The sequence below is a fragment of the Bacillus cereus group sp. BfR-BA-01524 genome (genome assembly GCF_022662595.1).
GTDB classification, from domain to species: Bacteria; Bacillota; Bacilli; order Bacillales; family Bacillaceae_G; genus Bacillus_A; species Bacillus_A thuringiensis_S.
The window spans coordinates 1-20,446 of the sequence record NZ_JAKUDW010000093.1 but is presented as its reverse complement, the minus strand read 5'-3'; the positions used below and the strand labels follow the sequence as shown (position 1 = coordinate 20,446).

The window sequence follows — 20,446 nt, the reverse complement described above, 5'->3', positions numbered from 1 at the left end:
GAAAGAAGAAAAAAAGAAACAAGAAGTACAGAAGCAAAAACAAAAAGAGCAGGAAGAACAAGTGAAGCAAGCGCAAGCTGCGGAACAGCCTGCTGAAGGGCCACCTCAAGAAATTAATGAAAACGCTCAATTGGACCAGTATTTACAAAACACAGGATTTAGCGGGACAGCTGTTATTGTGAAGAACGGAAAAGTTCTTCTGAATAAAGGGTACGGTATGGCAAATAAAGAGCAGCAAGTACCGAATAATTCAGAGACGACTTTTTATATTGGTTCTATTTCAAAGGCGTTTGTAGCAACTGCTATTATGCAATTGAAAGATCAAAATAAATTACAAGTAGAAGATACTGTTGCAAAGTATATTCCAGATTTTCCACAAGGTAATAGTATTCAGCTAAAACATCTATTAACACATACATCAGGGATTCCAGAATATGAGCAAGGAAAAGAAGATATTTCTCATGAAGAACTGATCAAAAGGATAGGAAATCAAAAGCGTATTGGTGGTCCAGGAGAGAAGTGGAAGTATTCCGATTCGAACTACTCTATACTTGCATACATTGCCGAGAAGGTAAGTGGACAGTCGCTTGAAGAATATATTAAACAACATATTTTTGCTACTGCCGGTATGAAACATTCTGGTTTTGGCACAGCGTTAGAACAAACAAGATTCCCATCAACGGGTTATAAAATAGTAAATAATAATATGACAACACCTAATATTCCGAGCATGTCGCAACTATATGGTTGTGGTGATATATATACGAGTGCACATGATTTATATTTATTTAACGAAGCGTTATACTCTGGAAAGTTAATTTCAAAAGCGAGTTACGATCAAATGTTTACAGCTGTGAAAAAGGATTACGGATTTGGCTGGTACGTAGACCCAGGAAGCTATTCGAATCACGGTGTAATGCCAGGTTGGAATTGTTTAAATGGATTTAGTAAAAATGGTAGTGTGTATGTTGTTTTATTATCTAACATTCAAAATAACATTAAATCATTTGGTAAAGTGAATAATGACATTTATACGATGTTGCGAAATATTGAAGTGTAAAAAACTATCCTTTTGGATAGTTTTTTTTTGCCCTGAAACAAATATTTCTTTTAGAAAATGTATGCCTTACCTATCACAAAAATATCTATTTTGTATACATTAAGATGTATGGATGTAAAATTTTATAATCTAAAAATAATAGGAGGAGAAGTGTATGTGTCTGTTCAGAAAATATTGGCATAAATTATCAAGATTGTTTAATAGACAATTAGGCTATTTTTTAGATGATAAATTATTGCCCGCTGTGGAACGACTTTTATTTTCGCAAAACTTTGCAAGGTTCATTCAAAGAAACTCTAAGCAAGCTACGGAAGAATTTATAAAATCAAGTCAATTTCAATCTATTATTTGTAACATTTTAAAAGAATGCAATACATCACCTTTTAAAGAAATTGCAAAGCAGTATTTAGGTAAAAACGTAGAAATTACGGTGACTGTTGGACAATTAACAGGCGTTATTGTAGCAGTCGGTGATGATTTCTTAACATTGCAAGAAGGAATAGGAACTGAAGTTTTATTACCATTTACAAGCATTATATCAATTAAAGAAGTGTAAGAAAGGAGAGTTATATATGTTATTTACTGATGAATTACGTAACCATGTTGGTGAATTAGTGCAAGTTGTGACAGCTGTAGAAATTGTTACAGGCATTCTTTTATCTGTGACAGATGGGGCGGTAAGTGTTCGTACTTCTCCTTCTTATGGACCACCGGAAGATGTAATTGTGCGTACTCCTATTATTGCTTATGTTCGTTTGGAAGGGTAAGCGTGATACAAGTATGAGAGTATCAGTTGTTATTCCAGCGCACAATGAAGCGAGTACTTTATCACAAGTTTTAGTAGAAGTGGAGAAGCTCAAGCCTTACGAAATTATTGTAGTAGATAATGGCTCGACAGATGGAACGAAAGACATAGCGTTACAACATCATTGTCACGTGATTTATTATAAACATTCTCTTGGCAATGATGTTGGACGGGCTATTGGAGCTAGAGAAGCAAAAGGTGAAATTGTTTTGTTTTTAGATGGTGATATTGTTATTGATAGTAAAGAGTTACAACGTTTCGTGAAAGGAATTCGACAAGGGCATCAAATTGTTGTGAATAATTTAACATGGTCGGTTTATTTAAAGATGAGACCACATTATACGACAGTTGGAAAGTTCATGTTGAATCGCTATTTGAATAAAAAAGAGCTTGTTGTTGGATCTTTAATCGCAATTCCACACGCAATGAGTAGGGAAGTTATTCAGAAATTTGGTTGGTGGAATTTAGCAGATCCAGCACTATTTCAAGCGATAGCGATGTCTAGAGGAGTAGATATTGTTGATACGGCTTCGGTCGATGTAATTCACACAAATAAGGTTCGTCCTGTGCATACAGGAACATCACCTGGTTCTCCTTATCCGAAAGCGACTAGCCGTATTATGGGTGATCATTTACGTGCTTTGCAATATGTAATCGAAACATATGGTAAACGCGGCGGTTTTTCGGAGGGAAACAGGGATAGGGAGTTTATAGGGAACTATAAACCAGTTGTATTAAAGAAGGAAAAAGCGAAATATAGTGCGATTATACCAGTGTCAGAAGAAAAAATGACGATAAGATCTGTTATACAAGAAGTGAAAAAAGCAGGGGTAGATGAAATTATTGTTGTCGCGAATGGAGCAGATTTTGAGACTGTTAAACAGGCAAAGCTAGAGAATGTTATTGTTGTTGAATTCGGGGAGGCGCTTGGACATAATGTAGCACGAGCGATAGGTGCCATGCATGCTACGGCAGATATTTGTTTATTCGTTGATGGTGATTTTGTTATTCCAGCAAAAAAACTCACTCCATTTTTGCAAGCTGTTGAAGATGGAAGTGACGTGGTTTTAAATGATTTACAATGCTTATTAGATATGTTTCATCCTGCAGATCCAATTAGTATGGGGAAATATTTTGTGAATTTAGTAGCGAAAAGACCGGATTTATGGAATAACTCATTAACGGCAGTACCACATGCTATGCATAAAAGGGTAATAGAGAAAATAGGATATGACTCGCTTGTTATTCCGCCATTAGCTCAAATGAAAGCTATTTTGGAGGTTTTTTCTATTACAGCAGTAGAATTTGTAGATGTTATAAAAACCAATCGGGTACGCCCGGAGCAACATGGATTTGTAAATGGACGTATTCCGGCATTTGACCGTATTTTCGGTGATCAACTTGAGGCGATTGCTTATCTATTACAATATACAGACGAACGTGGGAGTTTTAGAGATGGAGATCGCGATAGAGACACTATTCAACAATTGAGAAAGGAAGAAAAGAATACAGATGAATGCTAGTAGTAAAGTAGCTATTATTGGATTAGGGTATGTTGGTCTTCCTTTAGCAGTCCATTTTGCAGAAAGAGGACATACCGTACTTGGATTAGATAAAGATACTAGAAAAATAGAATCGATTAAAAAAGGAGAAAGTTATATTCCAGATGTTTCTTCTAAAGTGTTGCAAAGTTTATTGACTAAAAATAAATTAATAGTAAATACACCAGATAAAGGTATTACTGATTTCCAAAATAATGATTATGTTATTGTTACTGTTCCAACTCCAATTAATGAACGAAGAGAACCAGATTTAAGTGCCCTCATTTCAGCTTCGCATTATATACAACAAAATCTCCAAAAAGGACAAACCTTCATTTTTGAAAGTTCCACATATCCAGGCACACTTGAGGAAGTTATTATTCCTATTATTTCTCAAGCTGGCCAAAAGGTAGGAGAAGATTTCTATATCGGATATTCTCCTGAGAGAATTGATCCAGCAAATAGCCAATATTCAGTTCAATCTATTCCAAAAGTTATTAGTGGACAAACAGAAAAGTGTAAACAAAAAGTACAGGATTTATATAGTACCATTTTTGACGTAGTTGTACCTGTTAGTTCACCGAAAGTAGCAGAGATGTGTAAGCTATTTGAAAATATTCAGCGCTTAGTTAACATCTCTTTAGTAAATGAGTTAAACACATTATGTGAAAGTTTAGGGATTGATTTTTATGAGGCCATTGAAGCGGCATCTACAAAACCGTTTGGATTTACTCCGTATTGGCCAGGACCAGGGATAGGGGGGCACTGTATTCCCGTAGACCCTTTATATTTTCAATGGAGAATAAAAAAGAATGGGGCAATTAGTCAATTAATTGAGGCGGCACATGTAATTAATGAAGAAATGCCAGAGAAAATAGTCCGGAAAGTAAAGGGCATGGTACAATCACCCGGACTAGTTTTAATTGTAGGAATCGCATATAAGAAAGATGTAAATGATTTGAGAGAATCACCGGCTTTGCCAATTATTCAATTACTAATAAAAGAAGGATACGAGATAAAATACCATGATTCATATATTTCTTCCGCGGAAATTGGAGATAAGGTGTATCAATCTGTTGCTTTGGATGAACAAACATTTAAAGAGGCAGGTTGTATTTTAATTTTAACTGACCACTCTAATATCGATTGGAAGCTTTTTAAAGGAATGAACCGAGTAATAGATACACGGGGAATTATAAAGAAGGTGAGTGTATGAGTAAGAAATGTTTAATTACAGGTGGGGCCGGATTTATTGGATCTCATTTAGCTGAAGAGTTGGTGAGAAGGGGTTATGAAGTCACGATTGTGGATAACTTCTATAAAGGGAAAAATAAGTATCATAATGAGCTAATGAAAGAGATTCGGGTTATTCCAATAAGTGTTTTAGACAAAAACTCTATTTATGAATTAGTAAATCAACATGATGTAGTGTTTCATTTAGCAGCAATTTTAGGTGTTAAAACGACAATGGAAAAAAGTATAGAGCTCATTGAAACGAATTTTGATGGAACGAGAAACATTTTACAAGCAGCATTAAAAGGAAAGAAGAAAGTAGTTTTTGCATCTACTTCAGAAGTATATGGTAAAGGCAAACCGCCTTTCTCTGAAGAAGGAGATCGATTGTACGGGGCAACTTCTAAAATTCGTTGGAGTTATGCAGTTTGTAAAACGTTAGAAGAAACATTATGTTTAGGATACGCATTAGAAGGCTTACCTGTAACGATTGTTCGTTATTTTAATATTTATGGTCCAAGAGCGAAAGATGGTCCATATGCAGGGGTAATCCCACGATTTATCCGTGCAGCTTTGCAAGGAGAAGACATTCTCGTATATGGAGATGGAAAGCAGACACGTTGCTTTACGTATGTGAGTGATGCGGTAGAAGCAACAATTCGGGCAATGGATGAGAAGGTAAATGGTGAGATTATTAATATAGGTTCTGAGAATGAACAGAGTATAAAAGAAGTAGCAGAAACAATTAAAAAACTAACGAAATCTTCTTCGAAAATTGTACAAGTTCCTTTTGAGGAAGTATATCCACATGGCTTTGAAGAAATTCCAAATAGAAGGCCGAACGTAACGAAGTTAAGAGAACTTGTTCAATTTCAAGCGACAGTAACGTGGGAACAAGGATTGAAAGAAACTATTAAATGGTTTCGTGAAGAAAACAATGGCTAAGTCGCTATCAGTTATTATTCCTGCAAGTAATGAAGTAGATACGATTTCAGACGTTATTCAATCGGTAAAACCGTTAAATCCAGTAGAGATTATTGTAATAGCAAATGGTTGTAACGATGGTACAGAAGAGGTTGCTGATCGGTTAGGATGTAAAATAATTAGGCATAAAGAACTATTAGGAAACGATGTTGGGCGTGCAGTTGGCGCAAAACATGCAATAGGTGATGTATTACTATTTATAGATGGGGACTTTGCTATTCCAACTTCAAAATTACAATTATTTCTTAATCCAATTTTACATGATCAGACTGACATCGTTTTAAATAATTTGGACGCATTATTTTTAAAGAATCAAAAACCACATTCTATTACAGTATGGCGCCAAATATTAAATGCAATGTTAGAGCGCGAAGAATTAAAAATAGATTCTTTATTATCTGTACCTCATGCGTTGACGAAAGAAGTCGTCCAAAGTATTGGATATGAATGTTTAGTTAATCCTATTGTAGCTCATTTACGTATAGCACAAAGTAAATGGAGAATTAGCCGTCATTGTGCTATTGATGTTATCACGCCAAATAAATTTCGACCGATTGAACATGCTGCATATGGCACGAGCCTTTCTCAATCTGAAAAACGAATGATAGGTGATCATATAGAAGCAGTTGCAGAACGAATAGTAAGTAGTGATACACGCGGAGGATATTATGATGGAAATAGGAAAAGGAATAGCGTCTATCATACTTTAAGTTTTGAAGATTTTTATCAAGGCTGGGGCGTTACATCCAATTTGTATAAAGGAAAGCAACTATCGGTTGTTATTCCTGTACAAAATGAAGAGAAAACAATTGGAAACGTTATAGAAGAGCTTCGTAAAATTGAACCTTTTGAAATCATCGTAGTCGTAAATGGTTCGTCAGATAAAACAGCAACGATTGCAAAAGACAAAGGCGCAACAACAATTGTATATAAAGAAGCCCTTGGAAACGATGTAGGGCGTTCACTTGGAACTTATTTTGCAAAAGGAGAAATTGTGTTATTTATAGATGGTGATTTTGTTATTCCAGCTAGTGAGTTATATCCTTTTACAAAAGCTATAGCAGATGGAAAGGACGTCGCATTAAATGATTTAAATCATTATTTAGATTTAAGAGTACCACTTCATCTTGTAACTGCATTTAAGTATGCACTAAATTTAGCTTGTGATAGAAAGGATTTAGGGGTAGGCTCACTTATTGCGGTACCTAATGCATTTAGCCACAAGTGTTTGAAAGCAATTGGATATAAATCTTTATTGTCACCTTGTGTAGCACAAGTGAAGGCTCTTCTTTCTGGATTTGAAATTGCATGTGTATGTCGTGTTGAGGTTGATAAGATGAACCGTATTCGTCCCAGTGAACATTTTGCAAAAATAGGTCATCCTCCAGCTGTACTTCGAATTATAGGTGATCATATAGAAGGACTAGAGCAAATAATTGCATTAACAGACAATCGTGGCGGATTCTATGATGGCAATAGAAAAAGAGATGTTTTATAGAAGTAACAAAAAAAGTGTACAACATGTGTACACTTTTTTGTTCTGTTATAAAAACTATAACAGATTAGGAGATAAGAGTATTACAGCTCTACAATGGGTATTGTTCTTATATTACAAAATAGGACTCGTATATAAGGATACCAAAAAAATACAATTAAGGAAAGGGTTAATTTTAAAGACTTTTAAATGAAGTTAACACTATATATATAGTAGTTTGCTCAACATTTCACAAACATGTCACAACTAATTCGTTCACTTTCGTAAAAAAGTAGTATTCTAAGTGTGTAAGCTGTTATATAAAAAATCTTAGTCCTGTACTAATCAAAAATGGAGGAGATTAGGATGACTCAAGTATTAGAAAATGTTAAAAACGCATGGGAAAACTTTAAAGGTGAAAAATGGAAAGCAGAGATTGATGTTCGCGATTTCATTTTAAATAATGTAAACGTTTTCGAAGGAGACGAATCTTTCTTAGCAGAAGCAACTGAAGCAACGAAACAACTTTGGGATCAAGTAATGGATTTAACAACAAAAGAACGTGAAAACGGTGGCGTTCTTGATATGGATACAAAAATTGTTTCTTCTATTACATCACATGACCCAGGATACTTAAATAAAGATATTGAAAAAGTAGTCGGTTTCCAGACTGATAAACCATTCAAACGTTCTTTACAACCATATGGTGGTATTCGTATGGCAGAACAAGCTTGTGAATCTTATGGATACGAAATGGATAAAGAACTTAGTCGTATTTTTAGAGATTGGAGAAAAACTCATAACCAAGGTGTATTTGATGCTTATACACCAGAAATGAGAAATGCACGTAAATCAGGTGTTATTACTGGTCTTCCAGATGCATACGGTCGTGGACGCATTATCGGTGACTATCGACGCGTAGCATTATATGGTATTGATCATTTAATTGAAGCGAAAAAAGCTGATTTGAATTTAACTGGTGGTGTAATGAGCGAAGATACAATGCGTTTACGCGAAGAGTTATCTGAGCAAATGCGTGCACTTCAAGAACTAAAACAAATGGCTGCTTCTCATGGTTTCGATATTTCTAAACCAGCAACAAATGCAAAAGAAGCATTCCAGTGGTTATACTTCGCATATCTTGCAGCGATTAAAGAGCAAAACGGAGCTGCAATGAGTCTTGGACGTACTTCTACATTCTTAGATATTTACATTGAAAGAGATTTAGCAAATGGTACTTTAACAGAAGAAGAAGTACAAGAAATTGTAGATCACTTCATTATGAAATTACGTCTTGTGAAATTCGCAAGAACACCTGATTATAATGAATTATTCTCTGGTGACCCAACTTGGGTAACTGAATCTATCGGTGGTATGGCATTAGATGGTCGTCCATTAGTAACAAAGAACTCATTCCGTTTCTTGCATACATTAGATAATTTAGGACCAGCTCCAGAACCGAATTTAACAGTTCTTTGGTCTAAACAATTACCAGAGAACTTTAAAAACTACTGTGCGAAAATGTCCATCAAAACATCAGCAATTCAATATGAAAATGATGACATTATGCGTGCTGATTACGGCGATGATTACGGAATTGCTTGTTGTGTATCTGCAATGAGAATCGGTAAACAAATGCAGTTCTTTGGAGCTCGTGCAAACTTAGCGAAAGCATTATTATATGCGATTAACGGTGGTAAAGATGAAAAATCAAAAGCACAAGTTGGTCCTGAGTACGCACCAATTACTTCTGAAGTATTAAATTATGAAGAAGTTATGCATAAGTTTGATATGACAATGGAATGGTTAGCGGGTCTATATTTAAATACATTAAATGTTATCCATTACATGCATGATAAATATAGCTATGAACGTATTGAAATGGCACTTCATGATACAAATGTTCTTCGTACAATGGCAACAGGTATCGCGGGTCTATCTGTAGTAGCAGACTCATTAAGTGCAATTAAATACGCACAAGTAAAACCAATCCGTGATGAAAATGGTATTGCGGTGGACTTCGAAATTGAAGGAGACTTCCCTAAATACGGTAACAATGATGATCGTGTAGATGAGATCGCTGTAAATCTCGTGAAAACATTTATGAATAAACTTCGTAAACATAAAACATATCGTAATTCCGTTCATACAATGTCAATTTTAACTATTACATCTAACGTTGTATACGGTAAGAAAACAGGTAATACTCCAGATGGACGCCGTACTGGAGAACCATTTGCACCAGGTGCAAATCCAATGCATGGACGTGATACAAAAGGTGCATTAGCTTCATTATTATCTGTAGCTAAATTACCATATGAAGATGCACAAGATGGTATTTCTAATACATTCTCTATCATTCCAAAAGCACTTGGTAAAGAAGATGATGTACAAGTACGTAACTTAGTATCTATGCTTGATGGCTATGCAGTAAAAGAAGGCCATCACTTAAATATTAACGTATTTAATCGTGAAACATTAATGGATGCAATGGAACATCCTGAGAAATATCCACAATTAACAATTCGCGTATCTGGTTACGCTGTAAACTTTATTAAATTAACTCGTGAACAACAAATTGATGTAATTAACCGTACAATGCATGAAAGCATGTAAATGAAAAAAGTAGCCCTTCGCTTTTAATATATAGCGAAGGGAGGCTGTTTCAATAAAGGAGGAAGTAACATGGTAAAAGGAAGAATACATTCTGTAGAGTCTTGTGGTACTGTTGATGGCCCAGGGATTCGTTATGTCATATTTACACAAGGGTGTTTATTACGTTGTCAATATTGTCATAATGCGGATACGTGGGAAATCGGTAAAGGTAAAGAAATAACAGTTGAAGAAGTGATGCAGGATGTGACATGTTACCTTCCATTTATTGAAGCCTCCGGAGGCGGTATAACAGTTAGCGGTGGAGAACCATTATTACAGCTAGACTTTTTAATTGAGTTGTTTAAAAAGTGTAAAGAGGCTGGTATCCATACAACAATCGACTCTTCTGGTGGTTGTTATTCTGAGGAACCAGAATTCCAAAATAAGCTAGATATTTTAATGGATTATACAGATTTAGTTTTATTGGATTTGAAACATATTGATTCCAAAAAGCATCGTAAATTAACAGGGAAACCAAATGAACATATTTTACAATTTGCTCGTTATTTATCGGATAAGAATAAACCGATTTGGGTACGACACGTATTAGTTCCCGGTGTTACGGATAATGAAGAGGATCTACAAAAACTATCTAGCTTTATTCAAAGTCTGTCTAATGTTCAAAAAGTTGAAGTGTTACCATATCATAAGCTTGGTGTATATAAATGGGAGGCGCTTGGACACAAGTACCCACTCGCAAATGTAGAACCACCTACTGAGAAAAATGTAGAACATGCTAAACATATTTTACAAGCGGTCTAATCCAAATATTGGATTAGGCTTTTTGCTTTCTTTACAATAAAATCTAGAGTATATATTGATAAAAGAGTATACTGAAAGTAGAATATCCATAATTTTGTACGGAATAAGTGGAGAAATTTACATAATTGTAAAGGGAAATCAAAATAGTAAAAAGAATTAAGAAGTAAAAGAGTGAGTATCATGGAATAGAGAACATTTGTAAGTTATTGCGAAAGCTCTTATAGGAAAGTATAATGTAAAGATATGAGCACAGATAGGATTAAGGGGTCAATCTTATATGCTTTGCATATCCACGACAGGTACATAGCTGAAAAGGGAATTATTAGAATCTGTTTATGTAATTTTTAAGGAAAATGTTTTTCCTATTGTCGTATATGCAATATGGAGAAACAAAAAGCTAGGAGTGGATTTGTTTGATAAAAAACCCCAAGGTTTTAATATTAACTGCACATTACGGTAATGGTCATGTGCAAGTAGCAAAAACATTAGAACAAACATTTCGCCAAAAAGGAATTGAAGATGTTATTGTATGCGACTTGTTTGGAGAATCACATCCATTTATAACTGACATTACAAAATATCTATATTTAAAAAGTTATACAATAGGAAAAGAATTATATCGTTTGTTTTATTACGGGGTAGAAAAAATTTATGATAAGAAAATAGCATCTTGGTATGCGAACTTTGGAAGAAAACGTTTGAAAACACTGTTACAGGTGGAGAAACCAGATATTGTAATTAATACATTTCCAATTATCGCGGTACCAGAATTGAAGAAACAAACAGGGATTTCAATTCCTGTCTATAACGTATTAACGGATTTTTGCGTGCACAAAATATGGATTCATCGAGAAGTAGATCGTTATTTTGTTGCAACGGATCACGTGAAAGAATTGATGGTTGATATCGGTGTACCTGCGGAACAAATTGTTGAAACAGGAATTCCAATTCGGAGTAGTTTTGAGTTAAAGGTAAATTCAGACATCATATATAATAAATATCAGTTATGTAAGAATAAAAAGATTTTACTAATTGTAGCAGGTGCTCATGGGGTATTAGGAAATGTAAAAGAACTATGCCAATCATTTATGTCAGTGCCCAATTTACAAGTAGTTGTCGTTTGTGGAAAAAATGAAGCTTTAAAACAGGATTTATTAAGTTTACAGAAGCAAAATTCCGATGCATTAAAAGTGTTTGGGTATGTTGAAAATATTGATGAATTATTCCGTGTTACTTCTTGTATGATTACGAAGCCAGGCGGAATAACATTAAGTGAAGCAGCAGCGTTGCAAGTACCTGTCATTTTATATAAGCCTGTTCCAGGACAAGAAAATGAAAATGCGATGTACTTTGAAAAAAAAGGAGCAGCAGTTGTCATTCGCGATGATAGTGAGGTTTTTGCAAAAACAGAGGCATTATTACAAGATGATGTGAAGCTTCTTCAAATGAAAGAAGCAATGAAAAGCATCTATCTTCCAGAGCCAGCTGGTCATATTGTAGATGCAATTTTGGCAGAAAATCATGCAGAACCGCGCCATATACCAATTAAATCACCTGCTCTTGCACAATCTTTTACTTAATATGAAACCCTCTTTGTATATATAAAGAGGGTTCTTTATTATTTTCAAAGAAAATTTAGCCACTTATCCACAAAAGGATTGCGCTTTCATTAAACAGTAAAGTCGGAATATTAACAACTATATCCACATTGTCCACAATTTTTAGAAAAATATCCACAATTAAAACAGTCGATATATGCTTGAATATAGAAAGATATTAAATGTTTTCGAAAATTATTAACAATTCCATCAGTTTTGTGGATAAAGTTGTCCACAGCAAAAAGTACCCTAATGCATAAGGGTACTTTTTGCTTACTTCTATCAGTCGAGAAAATTATGTAATGAAAATGAATAATTAGGGGGGAAACTTCTAATTATTCATTTTCACTTTAAATGCTTTTCGAGCGATATCCTGCTGCACGATCTGCTTTTTGAAATTCGCGTTGATAGAGAACTTCTTGTGTACTAGATAATGTATTTTTTGCTTTATCACGTTTCTTTTTATCCATTACAAATCACCTCGTGTCTTAAAGTTACTATTTATCGTTTCCAAAGACATGAGGGGATATACGCATATGGAAAAATGTTAATGATTGATTATCATTTCAGAAAATTTAGATTATGCTTCTTTTAATTGATGAGCATCTTGGAAGGTTGTATCTCGCATTGTAGCAAGTGTGTATTGATCTTTTGGAATTTCATATAAGTTATATACTTCTTCGTTTGCGTTAATTTCATCATATACGGCTTTTCTTGTTTCATTTGCTAGATTTACATATTGCAGTTTTTCTGCAGCTTTAATAGAACGAATATTTATTTTACGAATACGCATGAAGATTGTTTCAATATCTAATTCATAGAAAAGTTCACTAAAAAATGAATCTTTCGCTAATTTATTATAGCCTTTTCCATGATATGGTTTGCCAAGCCATGTCCCGAGAAATCCAGCTTTTTCTTGCACATCAAATAAAGTAATTGTTCCGATAGGGTTACCCCATTCATCTAAAATTGTGCGTGAAATTAATTCACCACGCTCTTCAGCTTCAATCGTTTGTTTCGTTAAGAATAAATATTCTTCATAAGAATAAGCCTTTTGACGCACAAAAGGGAAGACAGCTGGGTCCACCATTAACTCGTATAGAACGTGGCTGTCGTGTAAGTCGCGTTTTTTCAACATACTAACTCCTCCTCACACGAGGGTAGCATGACGAAAAAACACCCCACCCTCGAAATTTTTATATCAATCTTTAAAAAATTTCGGGGTGGGAATCGAACCCACTAGAACCAGTTTCTAACGCTGGTGGCGCACCATTTGCCTTCCCCATTCATCAATTTGAAAATGATAATCACGACACAAATTGATTATGGTTTCATTCAGTTTATAATCGTATAATACTTTATCTAGTCAAAAAAATAAACTAGTTTTTTTTATTTTTTTTGTAAATTATTTTTCCATCAATCATAGTTAGTACAGGCTTGGCTAAATAATGGAAAGGATGATGAGTCCATAACACGAGATCGGCGTCTTTTCCAACCTCGATGCTTCCAATTCTATCCTCTAAACGCAAATTTCGCGCTGGGAATATGGTGATTCCTTCTAGTGCTGTTTTCTCGTCTAACCCTTCTCTTACTGCGACAGCAGCACAAATATTTAAATATTGAATGGGTGTATAAGGATGGTCTGTTGTTATAGAAACTTCCACACCATTTTTGGATAATATATGGTAAGTATCCCATGTCTTGTTTTTTAGTTCGATTTTAGAACGGCGTGTCAGAGTGGGACCAACTGAAACCTTCAAATTGTGTTTCGAAAGCTCTTCAACAAGAAAGTGTCCTTCTGTACAATGTTCAATACGTAGATCGAGGTTGAATTCCGTTGCAAAGCGTAGCGCAGAACTAATATCATCTGCTCTGTGAGCGTGGATACGTACGGGTATTTCACGACGTAATGCTTTTAAAATAGGAAGCATTCGAAAATCAGCTTCGTGCCCGTAGTGTTGTGCTTCATAGAATGATTCCCGAAGTAACCCCATAATCCCCATACGTGTTATGGATTCTTTTGTTCCATTACTATGGACTTTTTTAGGGTTTTCTCCAAAGGCAATCTTTAAACCAGCAGGTTCTTGAATAATCATATGATCAATACAAGTTCCAGCTGTTTTTATTACACAAGTAGTACCCCCGATAATATTTTGACTGCCAGGCATAACGTGAACGGTTGTAATTCCATTTTGTACAGCGTCTTGAAAGGCGATATCGAGAGGATGGATTCCATCTAAAGAACGAATATGTGGTGTTGAAACTTCAGATGTTTCATTGGCATCATTTCCAGCCCAACCAGTACCTTCATCATAGAGACCAAGGTGAGTATGGACATCAATAAAGCCAGGTAAGAGATGGAGTGCTCGTGCATCAATAACGGTCATATCTTGAGTAGGTTGAATAAAAGGTTTGACCTCGGTAATTCGCTCTCCTGTAACGAGTACATCGCCTTGAAACTTTGGAGATGTAATAGGGTATACAATGGCTTGTTTGAGCAATATTTTCATAGGTACCTCATTTCTGTTACTTTATAATGCTAATGGAAGTTAAGGGAAAGTAACTGAAAGGTTATTTGTATGGTAATGCTTCGGATCCTAGAAAATGAAAGTTTTAAAAGGGCCCATGTAAAATTGTGTTTTAGAAGTACTACATTGTATGCGAAAGTATATTTTGTAATGCATGGTCTATTGCCGGAAATGTGTATTGGTATCCATGTTTAATTGCTTTACTAGGTAATACGTGTTGCCCTTCTAGTACAAGTATGCTCATCTCACCTAATAAGGCGTGAAGCATAAATGAAGGGACAGGCAGCCAATGTGGTTTTCTCGTTGCAGCAGCGATGGTCTTTCCAAATTCCTTCATTCTTATAGGTGTTGGTGCTGTCATATTAAGAGGGCCATCAATTTCTTTTTTGTGTATGATGAAATCCATCATACGAACGACATCGTCTATATGAATCCATGATAACCATTGCTTCCCAGAACCAATGGTGCCGCCGATATAGAATTGATAGGGAAGTAACATTTTTGGCAAGGCTCCGCCATCTGCACCTAATACAACGCCAAATCTTGTGTAAATTGTTCTTATTCCGAGAGAAAATGCTTTAGCTGCTTCTTGCTCCCATAAAAATACTGTTTCTGCTAAAAAGTCATTTCCAGGAGTTTCTTGTTGCTCAGTAAAAGACTCTATTTCAGATGTTCCGTAGTATCCAATAGCACTTGCATTAATAAATGTATGTGGTTTTGTATGGAGTGCCTGTAATTGTTTAATGATTCCTTTTGTTGTTTGAATTCTACTGTTTAAAATGGCTTTCTTTTGTTTCTTTGTCCATCTACTATTAATAGACTCTCCGGCTAGATTAATAACGACATCAATAGAAGAGAGGGGGAAGGTTTGTAAATCTGGTGTCCATTGAACATACTGAAGGTTAGGGGCGGAAGTTTCAGTAGTTTTTTTTCGTGTGAGGATGTAAACAGTATATCCTTTTTGAACAAAAAAAGTAGAAAGATATTTACCGATAAAGCCTGTACCACCAGAAATTGCGATTTTCACAAGTATTTCCTCCTCATTATATATATTCTTGAAAAGAAAAAATGTTCCTCGACTATGTTAAAATAATAGTGAGGTGAGAGTATGGCTGTCATTACAAAAATAGAAGTACAAAAACGATCGAAAGAACGATTTAATATTTATATTGATAAAGGTCAAGGCGAAGAGTACGGGTTTAGTGTGGATCAAGTAATCTTAATGAAACATGGATTACAAAAAGGCTTAGAAATTGATGAAATAGAGTTAGGAAATATTTTGTACAATGAAGAGGTACAAAAAGCATATTTACAAGCAATCTCCTATTTATCCTATCAAATGAGAACAAAACAAGAAATAGAAGATTTTTTACGAAAAAAAGAAGTGGGACAGGCCATCATCTCTGAAGTCGTTTCGAAATTATTACATGACCGATATATTAATGATAAAGAGTACGCTGTTTTATATACGCGAACGCAAAGTAATGTGAATCGAAAAGGTCCAACTGTTATTAAAAGAGAGTTGTTAAATAAAGGTGTTCAAGATTTAATTATTATGCATAGTTTACAAGAATATCCGAAGGAAAAGCAAATTGAGAATGCCTTGTTTCTCATAGAAAAGAAGAAAAAATCTTATCAAAAGCATTCTTTTTTACAAATGAAGCTAAAGTTAGATGAGATGCTTGTTCGAAAAGGATATTCTAGAGAAGTAATTCAAATTTGTTTGGAAGAATTGAAAGACGAAAGAGATGACGAAAAGCAACAAGAAGCGTTACACTATCATGGGAATAAATATTATGAGAAATATAAGAAGCATGATGGATGGACATTTGAAAACAAGATGAAACAAGCGTTATATCGAAAAGGATTCTCTATCGATGAGATAGAGATATTTTTACAAATGAAACGTGAAGAGGGATGAGGGGAATAATGAGATGAATATGCCAAAACGCTACAGTGAAATGACACCACATGAGCTTAGAGAAGAAATTGGAGATTTGAAGGAGCAAGCAATAAAGGCTGAGCAGCTTGGAATTGTAAATGAGTTCGATGTATTAATGCGAAAGATGGCAATGGCTCGCGCTTATATGACGGATATAAACAAATTTCATATTGGTGAAACATATGAATTAATAGAAGAACCTGGTGTATTATTTAAAATTACGTACTTCAATGGGGTATTTGCTTGGGGTTATAAGCAAAATGATAATGAAGAGATTGGGATACCAATTTCCTTATTGCAAGAAAAATAAAAACCAGAGAGTAAATATCTCTCTGGTTTTCATCTTTGGTAGGCGTTAAAGGAGATAGGAGATTCTAAAATTGGCGTTTTTTACATTCGTTGGCCAATATAATGAGAGACTGGGTTTGTTGCGTCTGTCCGTTAACTTGCGCTTTCGCATGTTTCGGACGAGTCCACGTATGGTTAAATAATTCAGAACGACTATCTAAACGATCACGGTAGCTCATCTTTATCACCTCGTGTAGGAAGTTAATTTTTTAGGTTGTACCTGCATTACTCTTCCTGCTGATTTGCAGCACGCATACGTTCTTGTGGGTGCGTGTTAATTGTGCCGTTAGGTCGCTTCGAAGCGAAGCGTGATTTCGCTTTCGGCTGACCGTCGATTTTGCTGTTGTTTTTTGACTCAGACCAAAATTCGGCTTGTTTACCCATTGCGAACGCCCTCCTCCTCATCAGTTGATACCTCTTTAAGAAGTATCACTTATAGAATGTGCAAAACAGAAGAAACTATCCTTTAGAAATGAAGGGATAAATAGGTAAAAGGAGATTAGAACATGAATGATATTTATGAAGCATTAACGAAAGAATTATTAGACAAGAATGACAAGCTCTCTTACGGACAAGCTCGTGCGTGGGTTGAATTACTTTGGGAAGATTTTCAAACAACTTATGCAAAATCAGGGCGTTATCACGGTGAGGAAATGACTGAGCAAGTGGTACGATCATGGATTAATAATCATGGTGTACGCCTTCATGAAATGCGTACAAACAATCCGAAGTATAGCCATTTAATTAATCAAGAAGATCATTTGAAACATTAAAAAAAGCGACTTAAGTCGCTTTTTTTAATGTGGAAGTAATTCCAGTTTTTTTCGAAGTTTTTCTTCACTAAAAATCCATCCTGTATAGGAATTAATAATATTTAAATTATGGTCGAGCTGAACAATCGCGACAAATGGATAATAATCTTTACTTCGATACCGTAAATCAATGAATCGTACTTCGTAATAATGATCATGATCAAAAATATCCCAGCGATATACAGGAGAGAAAGATAGGAAGGCCGAGATGTTTTCATCTTGTTTAGCTGCTCGCATAATATCATTGTCTGGGAACGGTACCCGATCGAACTTGTCATATATCATGATGTTACCACGGTGCCATCTCGCAACGTAGTAATAATCAGCTGTAACGACTGCTAAATGATAATGATAAAATCGGTAAGAAGGAGAAATGATAATCTTTTCGACATTTTTGAAACGTTTGTGTACAACGCTTCTTATATTTCTGTGCATCATAATTCGTCCGATATAGTAAACAATCATTAATATATATGCTGCTAAGGCAGTGTATCCTTTATGAGAACCGACGAGCATGCAAGCAATTGCAAGTATATGGATAAAGAAAATTACGGTATCGAATGTATTAATCACGCCGAGTGCGACCCATTTTTTTGTGAAAGGCCGTAATGCTTGTGTACCATAGGCGTTGAAAATATCTACAAAGACGTGAAGGAAGACTGCAATAAATGACCAAAGTAGTAGATGAAGATATGGAGCGTCTGAAAAGAAGGCGAAAGAGATGCCACTTATAAGGAATGACCAAAGAATTACCGCGGGAATGGAATGAGTAACTCCGCGATGATTTCTTATATATTTAGCGTTATTACGCAATTTTAAAACTGTGTCAATGTCAGGAATGTTGGAACCAGCAATTGTAGCAAGCATAACAGCTTGTGGGCCAATATCACTTTGTGCTATGGCTGGATCTAATGTTGCTAAGCTACCTAAAGTGATACCCATAACAAGGTGAGTGGCTGTGTCCATAGAAATCCACCTCCGTTTTTTATTAATGTAACTCTTTTTATTCGATACCTCAAGTCCTTTGCCTTCAATTTCCTATGTCATCTTACTTAAATTTTTTCCTAAAATCTTTATAATAGTACTTATATGCAAAAAAATGAGGGGGATCAAGTTTGACACTTGAAATACTAAAAAATTTTAATATAGAGCAGTTTCAAAATGATTTAATTGGTTGGTTTGAAGAGGAGCAGCGCGACTTACCATGGAGAAAAAATAAAGATCCATACCGCGTTTGGGTTTCTGAGATTATGTTACAGCAAACAAGAGTAGAAGCTGTAAAACCATATTACGCAAATTTTATGGGGAAGTTTCCTACACTTGAAGCGTTAGCGAACGCAGATGATGAAGAAGTATTAAAAGCATGGGAAGGTTTAGGATATTATTCTAGAGCACGTAATTTACATGCGGCAGTAAAAGAGGTAAAAGAAGTATACGGCGGGGTTGTACCGAGTGATGTAAAGAAAATTGAAAAGTTAAAAGGTGTCGGACCATATACAAAAGGCGCTATTTTAAGTATCGCATATGGTATACCAGAGCCGGCAGTTGATGGAAATGTTATGCGTGTATTATCTCGCATTTTATCAGTATGGGATGATATTGCAAAACCAAAGACTCGAAAAGTTTTTGAAGAGATTGTGCGTGAAATTATTTCAGTAGAAAACCCATCTTATTTTAATCAAGGATTGATGGAATTAGGTGCACTGATTTGCATTCCTAAAAATCCATCATGCTTACTGTGTCCTGTACGTGAGCATTGCAGAGGATATGCTGAAGGTGTTCAAAAAGAACTACCAGTAAAAAGTAAAGCGAAAGCTCCTACAATGGTACCTATTGTTGCAGGAGTACTTCAAACTGAAGATGGTCGTTACGTTATTAATAAACGTCCAAGTAGCGGATTATTAGCTAATATGTGGGAGTTTCCGAATATTGAACTTGGCGAAGGGATTCGAAGTCAGAAAGAACAGCTTATAGATTATATGAAAGAAAAGTTTGAGCTTTCGATTTCTATTGATGAGTACGCAATGAATGTACAACATACATTTACTCATCGTACTTGGGATATATTTGTATTTTACGGAAAAGTAACCGATGATATTGTTGAAACAGATACATTGAAACTTGTATCGAAAAAAGCATTTGAGCAGTTACCTTTCTCTAAATCGCATCGTACGATTTATGAGAGTTGTGTTGAGAAAATTACAATGCAATAAACAAAAAAGTGTTCCCTAGATTGGGAACACTTTTTTAATCGTAAGAAATTTTTGTTCCATGAGTCCAACTGGCATCACCTTCTTGTAAGCCGCCCCTTGATTCGATCTCTATTACAATTTCTTTATAAATACTTTGCCCTTCCGCATTTAAATAGGGCAAAATCTGTTGTAATGAATGATGAAAATAAGCTAATTCATCTTCTTTCCATTCGTTTTTTGAAATCATCGTTAGTTCAGTCATATCGCGTCCTATATACATATTTCCACCTCCATTTTCTATAGTTTGAATGAGTAACAAGAGATATATGCGGAATTTTTTCAAAAGAAAATTACGGATAGCTTCTAGTTGAATTGGTTACATTATTGATTGTGGAGGTGAGAAAGATGAGTAAAAAACAACAAGGTTATAACAAGGCAACTTCTGGTGCTAGTATTCAAAGTACAAATGCTAGTTATGGTACAGAGTTTGCAACTGAAACAAATGTACAAGC

24 protein-coding genes are annotated in these 20,446 nt (G+C 35.2%); 16 read left to right on the top strand and 8 right to left on the bottom strand.

The annotated features are described in order from the left end of the window. The 11 genes from MR170_RS24500 to MR170_RS24450 form a co-directional block, all read left to right on the top strand. On the top strand, window positions 1–1,060 hold a 1,060-nt coding region (locus MR170_RS24500), incomplete at its 5' end, for a serine hydrolase domain-containing protein (RefSeq protein WP_242309651.1). A gap of 154 nt (window positions 1,061–1,214) precedes the next feature. Further along, entirely contained in the window at window positions 1,215–1,616 is a 402-nt protein-coding gene (locus tag MR170_RS24495; RefSeq protein ID WP_000335538.1) for an LSm family protein, read from the top strand. Between the two features lie 16 nt (window positions 1,617–1,632). After that, on the top strand, window positions 1,633–1,827 hold the full coding sequence (locus tag MR170_RS24490; RefSeq protein ID WP_000899476.1) for an LSm family protein: 195 nt from the start codon (window positions 1,633–1,635) through the stop codon (window positions 1,825–1,827). A 13-nt stretch (window positions 1,828–1,840) separates the two neighbouring features. After that, complete coding sequence (locus MR170_RS24485) at window positions 1,841–3,388, top strand: glycosyltransferase family 2 protein (RefSeq protein ID WP_242309649.1); 1,548 nt, start codon at window positions 1,841–1,843, stop codon at window positions 3,386–3,388. Beyond that, complete coding sequence (locus MR170_RS24480; RefSeq protein WP_016083630.1) at window positions 3,378–4,622, top strand: nucleotide sugar dehydrogenase; 1,245 nt, start codon at window positions 3,378–3,380, stop codon at window positions 4,620–4,622. Before MR170_RS24485 ends, MR170_RS24480 begins: the two co-directional genes overlap by 11 nt. Next, a complete protein-coding gene (locus MR170_RS24475) occupies window positions 4,619–5,584 on the top strand; it encodes an NAD-dependent epimerase/dehydratase family protein (protein WP_048563989.1) in 966 nt (321 codons plus the stop codon). The genes MR170_RS24480 and MR170_RS24475 overlap by 4 nt, the downstream gene beginning before the upstream one ends. Continuing rightward, window positions 5,577–7,121 carry a glycosyltransferase family 2 protein gene (locus MR170_RS24470; protein WP_043935359.1) on the top strand — a complete coding sequence of 515 codons (1,545 nt, stop codon included), beginning with the start codon at window positions 5,577–5,579 and terminating at the stop codon, window positions 7,119–7,121. The genes MR170_RS24475 and MR170_RS24470 overlap by 8 nt, the downstream gene beginning before the upstream one ends. Beyond that, window positions 7,090–7,311: a hypothetical protein gene (locus tag MR170_RS24465; protein ID WP_002094217.1), complete on the top strand. Its 222-nt coding sequence runs from the start codon at window positions 7,090–7,092 to the stop codon at window positions 7,309–7,311. The genes MR170_RS24470 and MR170_RS24465 overlap by 32 nt, the downstream gene beginning before the upstream one ends. Window positions 7,312–7,463: 152 nt before the next feature. Next, window positions 7,464–9,713, top strand: a complete 2,250-nt coding sequence (gene pflB / locus MR170_RS24460; RefSeq protein ID WP_043935360.1) for a formate C-acetyltransferase — start codon at window positions 7,464–7,466, stop codon at window positions 9,711–9,713. Window positions 9,714–9,782: 69 nt separating this feature from the next. Further along, the gene (gene pflA, locus MR170_RS24455; protein ID WP_000238466.1) at window positions 9,783–10,514 is read left to right on the top strand and encodes a pyruvate formate-lyase-activating protein; all 732 of its coding nucleotides are present in this window, start codon (window positions 9,783–9,785) and stop codon (window positions 10,512–10,514) included. Window positions 10,515–10,927: 413 nt separating this feature from the next. Then, window positions 10,928–12,094, top strand: a complete 1,167-nt coding sequence (locus MR170_RS24450) for a diglucosyl diacylglycerol synthase (RefSeq protein ID WP_016083627.1) — start codon at window positions 10,928–10,930, stop codon at window positions 12,092–12,094. A gap of 368 nt (window positions 12,095–12,462) precedes the next feature. Here MR170_RS24450 and MR170_RS24445 read toward each other — a convergent pair whose 3' ends face one another. The 4 genes from MR170_RS24445 to MR170_RS24430 all read right to left on the bottom strand — a co-directional run bounded on the left by MR170_RS24445 (window position 12,463) and on the right by MR170_RS24430 (window position 15,667). Beyond that, window positions 12,463–12,582, bottom strand: a complete 120-nt coding sequence (locus MR170_RS24445) for a YfhE family protein (RefSeq protein ID WP_000358482.1) — start codon at window positions 12,580–12,582, stop codon at window positions 12,463–12,465. A gap of 110 nt (window positions 12,583–12,692) precedes the next feature. Next, complete coding sequence (locus MR170_RS24440; protein ID WP_000914737.1) at window positions 12,693–13,250, bottom strand: GNAT family N-acetyltransferase; 558 nt, start codon at window positions 13,248–13,250, stop codon at window positions 12,693–12,695. A 241-nt stretch (window positions 13,251–13,491) separates the two neighbouring features. Then, the gene (locus MR170_RS24435; protein WP_000698297.1) at window positions 13,492–14,622 is read right to left on the bottom strand and encodes an amidohydrolase; all 1,131 of its coding nucleotides are present in this window, start codon (window positions 14,620–14,622) and stop codon (window positions 13,492–13,494) included. Window positions 14,623–14,761: 139 nt separating this feature from the next. Beyond that, window positions 14,762–15,667: a TIGR01777 family oxidoreductase gene (locus MR170_RS24430; RefSeq protein WP_242309647.1), complete on the bottom strand. Its 906-nt coding sequence runs from the start codon at window positions 15,665–15,667 to the stop codon at window positions 14,762–14,764. A gap of 81 nt (window positions 15,668–15,748) precedes the next feature. Between MR170_RS24430 and recX the strand changes: the two genes are divergently transcribed. Together recX and MR170_RS24420 are read left to right on the top strand one after the other, a co-directional pair. Then, a complete protein-coding gene (recX, locus tag MR170_RS24425; protein WP_016083625.1) occupies window positions 15,749–16,561 on the top strand; it encodes a recombination regulator RecX in 813 nt (270 codons plus the stop codon). A gap of 13 nt (window positions 16,562–16,574) precedes the next feature. Beyond that, window positions 16,575–16,892, top strand: a complete 318-nt coding sequence (locus tag MR170_RS24420) for a YfhH family protein (protein ID WP_016083624.1) — start codon at window positions 16,575–16,577, stop codon at window positions 16,890–16,892. 64 nt (window positions 16,893–16,956) lie between these two features. Here the strand turns inward: MR170_RS24420 and MR170_RS24415 are convergent, their stop codons facing one another. Together MR170_RS24415 and MR170_RS24410 are read right to left on the bottom strand one after the other, a co-directional pair. Beyond that, window positions 16,957–17,109 (bottom strand): YpzG family protein, encoded by a 153-nt coding sequence (locus tag MR170_RS24415; RefSeq protein ID WP_000122093.1) that lies wholly within the window; start codon window positions 17,107–17,109, stop codon window positions 16,957–16,959. 46 nt (window positions 17,110–17,155) lie between these two features. Then, window positions 17,156–17,314, bottom strand: coding sequence for a small, acid-soluble spore protein K (locus tag MR170_RS24410; RefSeq protein ID WP_000517891.1), 159 nt, complete (start codon window positions 17,312–17,314; stop codon window positions 17,156–17,158). Between the two features lie 122 nt (window positions 17,315–17,436). On the opposite strand from MR170_RS24410, the gene MR170_RS24405 reads away from it, so the two are divergent. After that, window positions 17,437–17,703 (top strand): YfhJ family protein, encoded by a 267-nt coding sequence (locus MR170_RS24405; protein ID WP_016083623.1) that lies wholly within the window; start codon window positions 17,437–17,439, stop codon window positions 17,701–17,703. Between the two features lie 24 nt (window positions 17,704–17,727). Here MR170_RS24405 and MR170_RS24400 read toward each other — a convergent pair whose 3' ends face one another. After that, the gene (locus MR170_RS24400) at window positions 17,728–18,708 is read right to left on the bottom strand and encodes a metal-dependent hydrolase (protein WP_016083622.1); all 981 of its coding nucleotides are present in this window, start codon (window positions 18,706–18,708) and stop codon (window positions 17,728–17,730) included. 149 nt (window positions 18,709–18,857) lie between these two features. Here MR170_RS24400 and mutY point away from each other — a divergent pair, with 149 nt between their 5' ends. Further along, the gene (gene mutY / locus MR170_RS24395) at window positions 18,858–19,955 is read left to right on the top strand and encodes an A/G-specific adenine glycosylase (RefSeq protein WP_043935362.1); all 1,098 of its coding nucleotides are present in this window, start codon (window positions 18,858–18,860) and stop codon (window positions 19,953–19,955) included. A gap of 34 nt (window positions 19,956–19,989) precedes the next feature. Here mutY and MR170_RS24390 read toward each other — a convergent pair whose 3' ends face one another. Continuing rightward, window positions 19,990–20,214: a hypothetical protein gene (locus MR170_RS24390; RefSeq protein ID WP_000275431.1), complete on the bottom strand. Its 225-nt coding sequence runs from the start codon at window positions 20,212–20,214 to the stop codon at window positions 19,990–19,992. A 110-nt stretch (window positions 20,215–20,324) separates the two neighbouring features. Between MR170_RS24390 and MR170_RS24385 the strand changes: the two genes are divergently transcribed. Next, window positions 20,325–20,446: gamma-type small acid-soluble spore protein (locus MR170_RS24385; RefSeq protein WP_346749472.1), on the top strand; the 122-nt coding region annotated here is incomplete at its 3' end.

Bases quoted from the DNA above. Each gene is read 5' to 3' on its own strand.
- MR170_RS24495 (WP_000335538.1), top strand. From the start codon at position 1,215: ATGTGTCTGTTCAGAAAATATTGGCATAAATTATCAAGATTGTTTAAT.
- MR170_RS24490 (WP_000899476.1), top strand. From the start codon at position 1,633: ATGTTATTTACTGATGAATTACGTAACCATGTTGGTGAATTAGTGCAA.
- MR170_RS24485 (WP_242309649.1), top strand. From the start codon at position 1,841: ATGAGAGTATCAGTTGTTATTCCAGCGCACAATGAAGCGAGTACTTTA.
- MR170_RS24480 (WP_016083630.1), top strand. From the start codon at position 3,378: ATGAATGCTAGTAGTAAAGTAGCTATTATTGGATTAGGGTATGTTGGT.
- MR170_RS24475 (WP_048563989.1), top strand. From the start codon at position 4,619: ATGAGTAAGAAATGTTTAATTACAGGTGGGGCCGGATTTATTGGATCT.
- MR170_RS24470 (WP_043935359.1), top strand. From the start codon at position 5,577: ATGGCTAAGTCGCTATCAGTTATTATTCCTGCAAGTAATGAAGTAGAT.
- MR170_RS24465 (WP_002094217.1), top strand. From the start codon at position 7,090: ATGATGGCAATAGAAAAAGAGATGTTTTATAGAAGTAACAAAAAAAGT.
- pflB (WP_043935360.1), top strand. From the start codon at position 7,464: ATGACTCAAGTATTAGAAAATGTTAAAAACGCATGGGAAAACTTTAAA.
- pflA (WP_000238466.1), top strand. From the start codon at position 9,783: ATGGTAAAAGGAAGAATACATTCTGTAGAGTCTTGTGGTACTGTTGAT.
- MR170_RS24445 (WP_000358482.1), bottom strand. From the start codon at position 12,582: ATGGATAAAAAGAAACGTGATAAAGCAAAAAATACATTATCTAGTACA.
- MR170_RS24440 (WP_000914737.1), bottom strand. From the start codon at position 13,250: ATGTTGAAAAAACGCGACTTACACGACAGCCACGTTCTATACGAGTTA.
- MR170_RS24435 (WP_000698297.1), bottom strand. From the start codon at position 14,622: ATGAAAATATTGCTCAAACAAGCCATTGTATACCCTATTACATCTCCA.
- recX (WP_016083625.1), top strand. From the start codon at position 15,749: ATGGCTGTCATTACAAAAATAGAAGTACAAAAACGATCGAAAGAACGA.
- MR170_RS24420 (WP_016083624.1), top strand. From the start codon at position 16,575: ATGAATATGCCAAAACGCTACAGTGAAATGACACCACATGAGCTTAGA.
- MR170_RS24415 (WP_000122093.1), bottom strand. From the start codon at position 17,109: ATGAGCTACCGTGATCGTTTAGATAGTCGTTCTGAATTATTTAACCAT.
- MR170_RS24410 (WP_000517891.1), bottom strand. From the start codon at position 17,314: ATGGGTAAACAAGCCGAATTTTGGTCTGAGTCAAAAAACAACAGCAAA.
- MR170_RS24405 (WP_016083623.1), top strand. From the start codon at position 17,437: ATGAATGATATTTATGAAGCATTAACGAAAGAATTATTAGACAAGAAT.
- MR170_RS24400 (WP_016083622.1), bottom strand. From the start codon at position 18,708: ATGGACACAGCCACTCACCTTGTTATGGGTATCACTTTAGGTAGCTTA.
- MR170_RS24390 (WP_000275431.1), bottom strand. From the start codon at position 20,214: ATGTATATAGGACGCGATATGACTGAACTAACGATGATTTCAAAAAAC.